9 protein-coding genes are annotated in these 9,689 nt (G+C 36.2%); 2 read left to right on the top strand and 7 right to left on the bottom strand.

Translation table 11 applies throughout. The features are described 5' to 3' along the window. Positions 1–301: transposase (locus tag BMX83_RS09800; RefSeq protein ID WP_143059531.1), on the top strand; the 301-nt coding region annotated here is incomplete at its 5' end. 497 nt (positions 302–798) lie between these two features. Here the strand turns inward: BMX83_RS09800 and BMX83_RS09795 are convergent. The 5 genes from BMX83_RS09795 to BMX83_RS09775 form a co-directional block, all read right to left on the bottom strand. Beyond that, positions 799–2,280 (bottom strand): DHA2 family efflux MFS transporter permease subunit, encoded by a 1,482-nt coding sequence (locus BMX83_RS09795; RefSeq protein ID WP_091636538.1) that lies wholly within the window; start codon positions 2,278–2,280, stop codon positions 799–801. A gap of 132 nt (positions 2,281–2,412) precedes the next feature. Further along, a complete protein-coding gene (locus BMX83_RS09790; protein WP_245746663.1) occupies positions 2,413–2,817 on the bottom strand; it encodes a rhodanese-like domain-containing protein in 405 nt (134 codons plus the stop codon). Between the two features lie 71 nt (positions 2,818–2,888). Beyond that, positions 2,889–4,010 (bottom strand): YqgU-like beta propeller domain-containing protein, encoded by a 1,122-nt coding sequence (locus BMX83_RS09785; RefSeq protein ID WP_091636533.1) that lies wholly within the window; start codon positions 4,008–4,010, stop codon positions 2,889–2,891. A 64-nt stretch (positions 4,011–4,074) separates the two neighbouring features. Continuing rightward, positions 4,075–5,058 carry an ROK family glucokinase gene (locus BMX83_RS09780; RefSeq protein ID WP_091636531.1) on the bottom strand — a complete coding sequence of 328 codons (984 nt, stop codon included), beginning with the start codon at positions 5,056–5,058 and terminating at the stop codon, positions 4,075–4,077. A 29-nt stretch (positions 5,059–5,087) separates the two neighbouring features. Continuing rightward, positions 5,088–5,798, bottom strand: coding sequence for a rhomboid family intramembrane serine protease (locus BMX83_RS09775; RefSeq protein ID WP_245746662.1), 711 nt, complete (start codon positions 5,796–5,798; stop codon positions 5,088–5,090). Positions 5,799–6,202: 404 nt separating this feature from the next. Here BMX83_RS09775 and rpmG point away from each other — a divergent pair, with 404 nt between their 5' ends. After that, positions 6,203–6,352: a 50S ribosomal protein L33 gene (rpmG, locus tag BMX83_RS09770; RefSeq protein ID WP_091636528.1), complete on the top strand. Its 150-nt coding sequence runs from the start codon at positions 6,203–6,205 to the stop codon at positions 6,350–6,352. A gap of 621 nt (positions 6,353–6,973) precedes the next feature. Here rpmG and BMX83_RS09765 read toward each other — a convergent pair. Then, positions 6,974–9,163 carry a peptidoglycan D,D-transpeptidase FtsI family protein gene (locus BMX83_RS09765; RefSeq protein ID WP_091636525.1) on the bottom strand — a complete coding sequence of 730 codons (2,190 nt, stop codon included), beginning with the start codon at positions 9,161–9,163 and terminating at the stop codon, positions 6,974–6,976. 231 nt (positions 9,164–9,394) lie between these two features. Continuing rightward, positions 9,395–9,689, bottom strand: a 295-nt coding sequence (locus tag BMX83_RS09760) for an IS3 family transposase (protein WP_143059530.1), incomplete at its 5' end; no start/stop codon positions are given.

The following is a 9,689-nucleotide window of genomic DNA, read 5'->3' as shown; positions in this document are numbered from 1 at the left end:
TTGCAAAAAATACCATATTCGCTTGTCTGGACCCAAACTGGGGAGACCCAAAAAAGACGATCGTGTGGACAAGACGATTGAATACAAAGATAATCGAGACCGTATCCAAGTTGAGCGCGACTTCAGCTTAGCCAAACGCTGCCATGGGCTGGGAATGATTCGAACACGTCTAGCCGAAACGACCTTTTCAACGATTGCTTTAGCAATCGTTTCTTTGAATTTATCCAAAATTCAAAGAAACTTTCTGCGCGCTTTATTTGATCGAAACTTTAGGAGTTTTTTTCGTGCGTCTTCCATTTAAAACTCGTCGGTTTATCAATTTAGTACTTGTTCAGTAAACACTAGTTAAAGAACACACTCTTTTATATTAAGTTACATACTGAGGCGTTATATTTTAAAGGCTAACCGTTCTTTTTTTAATATTTTTCCGATAATCTTTTGACCAAGACATAATAAATTATCTTTTTTTAGTATATTATAAACGACTTACTCAAGTAAATCATTTAGCTTGATAAAAAGGAGAGACACTTTACAAAAGTGTCTCCACATTACTTCAATGAACATGACTGGAAAATTATTAGGTCGACATTCTAGTCAAATAAGTGTTCACTCAAGTGTCGTAAGCTCGTGAGTAAGACATTCTAGTCAGAAAAGTGTTCACTCAAGTGTCGTAAGCGCGCGAGTAAGACATTCTAGTCTATTCTCTTGAAGTTTTTAAAAAACATAATAGAATGCGCTTCATATAAAGGAACAAAGCCAACCCGCTCTAGTTTAAAAAAATAAGCGAGTTGACTTTGTTTATACTGATAGTTTATTTTTGGGTGTACTTCTTAAGAAAAGCGTGAGTATGAAAGTAATGAATGCTAGAACAGCTATCAATATAAAGCCACCCTGAATACCATATATACTTACATCAGATCCGATATCTTCAGCCCCTGTAGAAGGTGAATGAATAACGGACGAAACAATCGACATAGTTGCAAATACAATTGTGATTGCAAAACTTGATCCTATTTGTCGAACCGTTTGTCTAGCCGGTGTCGCATGGCTCATCTCTTTATCTGGCAAAGCATTCATCCCCGCCGTCGTAACCGGTATATTAAATATACCAAACCCTAAAGATAGAAATAGGTAGACCGCAGCTATATACCACATCGGGGTCGTTTCTGTTACAAATGTCATCAATAAGGTGCCACTAAACATTATAATACCACCTAAGGGACCAATCACTCTGATACCATATTTATCAAAGAGTTTCCCTGTTACTGGAGCGATAAATGCTTTAAGTAGTCCTCCTGGTAAAATAATTAAGCCCGACAAGGTAGCCGAACGTCCCAATACACTTTGAATATACATTGGCATTACATTTGTCAAGCCAGTAACAACCATCAAACCTAGCATAGCGATAATAACAGCTAGACTGAACGTTCTATTTTTAAATAGGGAAACATTAAGCATAGGGTCTTCACTTTGTAAATTCCTTTTAATAAACAGGATGACAAAGAACAAACCGATAATTATTCCAACCCAGGCCGTTACAGATTTAAAGCCATCAGATCCCATGACAGACAGGCCAAAGAGCAACAAGCCAAATCCAATGAGTGAGTGCCTAATCGAAACCCAATCCAGCGTCGGATCACTCATCGGCAAGACATCGGTTAGCGTGAGTTGTGCTAAAGGAATAACAAGAACAGAACCAATAAATGAAAACCAGAATATGAAATGCCAAGATAATTGATCAACAATTAAACCGCCTAAAGCTGGACCGAGTGTTCCACCAAACCCAAGAACAATCCCCATCATTCCAAGCGCGCTTCCCCGCTTTTCCATAGGAGAAACGGTTAAAATAATGGTTTGCATTAAAGGAATGACCATCCCAGCCGCAACACCTTGAAGTAATGTTCCTACTAAAACAATGTAAAAATTAATACCAGAAGCTGCAATAATAGATCCTGCCCCAAAAAAGAGCATCATTAAAATAAATAAATTCCGGGAACGAAATTTATTCATAGCGAAAGCAGTTATAGGAACCATCACGCCTTTGACCAATGTATAACCTGAAATTGTCCATTGCCCAATTGATGGTACTACACCTAGGTCAATAATCATTTGTGGCAAGGCTGTTTTAATGGCATTTTGATTCATTATTACCACGAGTGTCCCCATAAACAAAGCAGTATAAACCCAAGAAATCGGCACTTCATTTCTGTCCCGACGATTCAGTTGATTTCTTAGAGCATTAGCTCCTACTCTACTGATTTTCGTTCTTTTATTTCTCACGTGTCTACTCCTTCTTCATTGTTTAATTGAGTTTCAAGATGAATTATATGCAAATGGCCTGCTAATAAAAAAAGGAAATCTCTGAGATTTCCTTTTTTTTATTATTAAATTACATTGAAACATATTAATGAACTAATTAACATGCTTTTTTCGTTTGATTTTTCCATCCCATCCGGAATAGCCATCTTCTAAAACATATAAATTAGCAAAGCCCTGTTTTTTTAACAGTAAAGCTGCTCGATAACTCATTGTTCTTTTTTTCTCATACAAATAAATAGGCTGGTCATTACGTAACTCGCCTGAACGTTGTTTCAATTGAGAATATGGGATATTACGTGCTCCCAAAATGTGTCCAGAATTGAAAACATCTTTTTCCCTTACATCAACGATTTGAGCGCGTCGCATGTCTTCTTTAAACGTTTCATTATCTAAAGATGTTGCAGCTTTTTTTCTTTTAAAGTATTGCAAGAGTTCCCATCCAGCATAAGCAATGATTAAAACCCATAAAACAATAGTAACGATTGTCCAAGTATTCAAAAACAAACTTCCCCTCTCATGTATTTCACTTAACATTTTACAGCAATACACTCTATTTTTCTAGTCTTATTTTAGTTTAAAATTTCCAGTAGTTCTATCAATTCGGGATCAGATAAATCAACAATATTTTCTAATCGCCAGCCGTAAAGGAGGTGTTCTTCATCAGGGCTTAAAGCAATAGGCGCATTTTCCGGTAGTTCTAGAATGTCATGTCTTGCTTCCTTTTGAAAATTTAAGCGTGACAAATGATAACTCCCCAATTCTTCTTCCACTACAAAAGACTGATTAGGTATAACACCGTAGATTTTACCGTTGCGCGCTGACTGAGTAAAATTCAACTTAATTGGCTTATCGTTCATTGTAACTTTTGGAATACTAATAACTTTATCACCTAATAAAAAGGGATATTCATGAAAAAGCAAAACTTCATTCTCTGTAATATCTGATTCCACTAACCCAATAAACGTGTCCTGATTGATATAAAAATTAGAAATATCCTGGTTAATCATCATGTCTTGCTTGTCTTTCCTGATATCACCAATGTACAGGCCACCATCATTCATCTCATCTACATAAAGATAAATGTTTTCTGTATACCATTTTGGGGACAGTGAAGGAATTTTCTTTCTCGAAAAACTATCATTTTCAATATCCCAATTATACACATTGATTGTTTCTGTTTCCGATTCAGGATCAAAACTATAATGCGATACGAATACTGTGTTATTACTCAAAGGGTTCCAGTGGAAATTTACATAACTAGCAAATTCAAATTCAGTTGACTGGATAAGGTTCCCTTCTGATGTAACAATTTTAAATGAGGTTTGTTCATTTTTTATTTCTTGAAGTAAAATCTTATTTTTAGCTTGATTCAGCTCTACAGTGAGGATGAAAGAGTCGACGCTATATATCTGGTTTATATTGCCAGTAAATATATCAAAAGTGACAAGTTGTTGTGTTTCTGAATCACCTATATGAACGAGCAGTGTCTCATTATCAAGCCAGCCCACCACTTTTTGAAAAAGGCGATAATCGATATCTAAAGAAGCCAGTTCCTGGTTGCCATTATTCGAGGTTTGTTCTTGTTCTTCACCAGGGGCTTCACTCTTTTCAGTTGAACAAGCGAATAAAAATAGGCAACAACATATTAAACGAAGGATCCCATCTATATAATGAAATCTTTTTTTTATCACAGTTATCACCTCTTTTATATTCATACATTATAAGATAATCTTAACAAAAAAAAGGATATATCTGTTATTTATTTGACTTATGAATCGCCTCTTTTAGTACTAATGAACTCGCTCCAATAACACCAGCGTCGTTACTCAATTCTGCGATACGAATCTTCGTACTTTTACGTATTGTCGGAAAAGCATATACAGCTAAGTATTTTCTGATATAGTCAGCTAGGAATTCTCCAGCTTTAGATACGCCCCCACCAATGATTATTGTCGAAGGATTGAGCAAGTTTGCAATATTTCCACACGCAAGCCCTAAGTAATTGCTGACTTTCTCAATTACAGCAAGACCAAATGCATCTCCATCTTTAGCAGCATCAAGTATAATTTTGGCATTAATATTATCTCCAGCTAAGACGGATGCTTTCAGTGGAGTGTCTTGTTCAAAAGAAGCAGCGTCATCTGTAGCAATTCTTTTAATCCCCGTAGCACTGGCCACAGTTTCCAAACATCCCTTTTTCCCACATGTACATTCATAACCGGTTGGATCAACAGTCATATGGCCGATTTCTCCCGCTGCACCTATTTCACCGTGCACAAGTTCACCATTCACAATGACACCACCGCCGACTCCTGTCCCGAGAGTAATAAAGACAACATCCGGTTCATTATTACCTGCGCCGACCCACTGTTCGCCTAAAGCTGCGACATTGGCATCATTATCAATGTATAATGGAATACCCGTTTGTCCTTTGATCATTTCCTCCAAAGGTTGCTCCGTTTTCCAATTCAAATTATATGCACCAATGACTGTCCCTTTTTTCTTATTAACAGTACCTGGTGATCCCATTCCAATACCTAAAAAATCACTCGCTTTAAGGTTATTTTGACTCATATAACTATTAATCGAATGTATGATAGAGGGGGTAATATGAGAGCCTTCGTCACTTGGATCCGTTTTAATGCTCCACTTTTCTAAAATTTCACCTTCCCTTGTTGTAATAGCAAACTTTATTGTTGTACCACCCAAGTCAACACCAATAATATTTTTATTTTCCATATCTATTTTCCTCCATTATTTAGTAATTTTTAAAAAAAGAAATTTAATATAGGAATGTATTTATTATATCCTATGATAATTAAAACTAAAAAGACGATAAATAATAGTGACGCATACATTAATTGCTGTTTTTTATCCGTACGCCAAGCTGTTGGTGTTGATAGGGCGAATGCCGCAAGATAACCGCCGACTAAACCACCAATGTGACCTGCCATATCGATTCCAGAATTAAAAATACCGAAAACTAAATTTAGTACAATCAGTAGTGTGAAATTTTTAGCCATTGCTTTCATTTGTGGCTGTCCTGGGAAGAGTTTTACAAGAACCAACGTCGAACCGAAGAGACCAAAAATGGCTGTACTTGCACCCGCTGAAATACTTGAATTAAATGCAAAACTTGTAGCATTCCCTACTATACCGCTTAAAAAATAAAGTAATAAGAACCGCCAATGCCCAAAAATAGATTCAAGTTGTATACCTAAAAAATATACAATTAATACATTGAATAAAATATGCGTCAGTCCGATATGTAAAAACATCGGTGTAATCAGACGAAACCAATCACCTAATACAATGAGTTCATTTACTTTTGCTCCTAATTTAATCAAAACCCATTGACTCGTGCTTCCGCCAAGTATTTCCTGTAATAAATACATAAATCCTGTTATAGCGAGGATTGAATACGTGATAAACGGACCCTGTTTCCATCTCTCAATCTTGAGTTGTGTTTTATAATTCACATTAATATCTCCCTTGCTACTTTCTCTAAATAGTATAGCATACCCACTTGCTTTGGCCCAATCTATAAATCATTATTCACAAAAAAACCTAAGCTTTATTCAACATTTGTAATGTTGAACCTATCATAAAGTTTATACCACTAGATAACTATGTAAAAGCATTGTAGCTGTTGCGGTATACTTACACTGCCATCTTTTAAATAATTGTGTCAATTCAAGTAAATTAAACATCATTTTTTTAAGAGATCTTAGTATTTTTTTAAAAATAGTATCAGAAATAATTAGTGTAATATAAAAAAATATTGGCAATTACAGTTAAATTATGGTATTCTAGTCAAGGTATAAGGCTAGATACCCTAACATGTTTGATAGCCTTCAAAACAGGAATAATAGGAGGGACAATCATGCGAGTAAACATTACCTTGGAATGTACAGAGTGTAAAGAACGTAACTATCTAACATCAAAAAACAAACGTAATAATACTGAGCGTTTGGAAGCTAAAAAATATTGCCCACGCGAACGCAAAGTAACTTTGCACCGCGAAACTAAATAATTAGTTTAAAACTTAAGTACGGAAGATAAAAGACTCTCTTTTATCTTCCGTTTTTGTATGCAAAAAACTTGAAACTGGATTAGGTTGATACAAATATACGGCTTTTCCCCTTAGCGCTCAATTTTGAATACCTTTTGGTCATAAGCATTGTGAATAGGCATAAACTTTATAGTCATGCTCTTTCATTCGCTATGTTTTGATATACTTCGACATGATAAATAGATATTTTTGAATGAAACGGTTGAAGTCTGCGATGTTTGACAGGTTCGCTTTTTAAGATACTAATGACTGTCCGTACTCGAGCTAACTTCGGACAGTTTTAACGTTGCAGTATCTTGAATCGACCGAAGTTTCTCATGTTTGACAGGTTCAGTCACCATATTATATGAAATTGTCCGAACACGGACAATCTTCGGACAATAATCTATTGAGATACAATTGAATGAGCCGAAGGTTGTAATCTTCGACAGGTTTTAGCTGAAGAGTATCTACAGCTGTCCGAACTCCTTTAAACTTACAACAGTAACTAAATCATACATATAAATTTCTGTAGTCTTTAATAAACTGAAACAAAAAGAACATGCTACAAACGCTCGTAGCATGTTCTCATTATAGTCATTCTTATTCTGCAGTACCATCGCCTGCTTCTTCGTTTACTTCCTCAGGGTCTTCTTCTGTTGCCAAATCTTCCGCTTCATCAGCTAAATCTTCTACAGATTCTAATGCTTCACTAGGAGAATCAACTTTGAATTCACCCTCTTTGAAATAAGCATCCAATACCCGTCTTGCAGCCTTCGTGTTTTCTCGATTCGTCCGTCCAGTTGTTGGTAAATTAGGTACGACAACAGCAACAGCTATCTCTGGATCATCATGAGGTGCATAACCAACGTATGTTATATTTATGACACTTTCGGTAATTTCTTTCTTGTCATCATCCCAATAAAAGGCTTCAGCCGTTCCTGTTTTTCCCGCAGATGCATAAGATGTTCCGGCAAAATAGCTTCTAGCCGTCCCTCTACTACCATTCACTGCCCTATAAAAACCTTCTTGAACACGCTCCATAGCTTCTTCAGAGACATTCACTGTATTGAGTACTTTCGTTGGTATTTCTGTTTTCAATGACCCAACGCTACCCGTTTCCGTATTCGTATCGCGAATTTCAGAGACTAATCGTGGTGCTATTCGCGTCCCACCGTTAGCAATTGTTGATGCATACTGTAAAAGTTGGAGAGGAGTATAAGTATCGTACTGTCCAAAAGAGAAAAATAGACCGCCGGGAACGCTGGCAGCTCCTTCCAATCCGGTTGATTCCAATGGTAAATCAATGCCTGTAGCCGTTCCAAGCCCAAATTGATGGAAATATTCTCTTTGCTTATCTAAAAGTTTCTGTCCGCTAATGTTCAAGGACATATTCTTACTGTAATCATAAACCCCACCCATCCTCATCGCAAGTCGGGCCATATAAACGTTGGATGACACTTCCAAAGCCATGATATCATTGACTGGCTCAGCGCCATAGCGATTAAAAACAGAGGAAATAGAATTGGAATCTTTTATATTTAAAGGCTGGTCAACAATCACATTGTTACTGGAATTCAAGACACCATCCATATAAGCTGACAATACGGTTGCCCCTTTTATAGATGAACCCATATTGAAGTTATGGTTAAAGACACCGTATGTAATATCTTTAACTTCGCCTTTATCGATTTCTTTCCCCGTCATAGCGAGAACGTCACCATTACTCGGATCCATAGCTGCAATATAAATACTGTTATTTAAACCTTGACGTTGATCTAATGAATCAATAGCGATTTCCTCAACGGTTTCTTGGAAATCAATATCCATGGTCAATATTAAATTGTCCCCTTTTTGCCCAGAATATTGTTGGATTTGATTAATAATATCACCATTCGTATTCGTTTCAGTTTCGATTCGGGATTTTGTCCCACTTAAAACAGTTTCATATTCTGACTCTAAATAACTTTTTCCTACCCGATCATTTCTAGAGTACCCTTTTGCAAGATAGGTCTTTAATTCTGATTCAGGGACACCTTGATCTTCAGAAGTAACCACACCCAGAATCGAACTTAGCATATCGCCTTCCGGATAATACCTTGCCCAATCTGTTCCTGTATCAACTCCAGGAAATTTATCTAGGTTTTCACTGACACGTGCAATTTCTGATTCCGTAACATCTTGATTTTTTATATTCACTGTGCTTAACGAATACGCAGCATTCATTTTTTTAAATATGATCGCTGCATCCAATTCTCGTTCTTCGTACGATAGGATTTCTGATTCCTCTACCTTCTCTAACATAGCACTATAGGATTTTGATCCAGATAATTTTTGTTCGTCATCATTCAGGCGGTCTCTAACTTCTTCTTGATTTCGAGCAATGAAAAAATCTTTCAAATCTCTTTCGCTTAAATCAAATTGACGATCTACTTCAAAGGATGTGGTGTGCGGCATGTCTATATACTCCGCTAACTCATAGGCGACAGATGCCATTTGTGCAGCAGGCACATTGCTTCCACGTGTGTAAGTAATCGTATGTCTTGCTTCATTTCCTACTAACTTATTTAAATTTGCATCAAATATCTCTCCGCGAGGGACACTACCAGTAATCGTTGTTTGTTCAGTCCGTTCCACTTCCGCTTTATACTCTTCAGCACGGACGATTTGTAAATACGCTAAGCGTAATATTAATGTTGAAAAAAGTAAGAACACAATAAAAAATAATAAATTTAATCGAAAAGGAATATGTGACTTCTTTTTATTGTTTTTCTTTTTTTTAGCTACTTTCACTTTTTTTCCTCCTCTAGCATCATATATAGTTTTTATCAGGACCCATACATATAATAATCCTTCTCTATATACTCGTTATAGTTTACCAAATCAGAGAACAGAATGCTATGCTACTAAACTGAATTTTAGGAGTAGGAATGTGACTTTTTTATGTAAAAAAGACCGGGAACAAGTATAGTGACCCCAAAAAGTTAGACTTTTTAACAGAGTAGATAATCCTACTCTGTTTTTTTATGCGCTTTGTTTTAAATAAGGTGGTGATAAACGGTATTCAATCGGACTTAACCAATTAAGTTTTTCTTTCATTCGATAGTTGTTGTAATAATAAATATAGTTGCCTATTGCTTTTTCTAATTCCTCATAACTTTTATAAATACGTCCGTGATACATTTCTTGTTTCAAGATACTAAAGAAGTTTTCCATTGGACTGTTATCGAGACAATTTCCCTTACGGGACATGCTCTGGAAAATCTTATTATCATTTAATTCTTCTCCATAAGCTTGCATTTGATAAGCCCAGCCTTGG

Origin of the sequence: Alkalibacterium gilvum, from assembly GCF_900109085.1 — a bacterium.
In the GTDB taxonomy this organism is placed as follows: domain Bacteria; phylum Bacillota; class Bacilli; order Lactobacillales; family Carnobacteriaceae_A; genus Alkalibacterium; species Alkalibacterium gilvum.
This window is presented reverse-complemented; position numbering and strand designations above follow the sequence as displayed.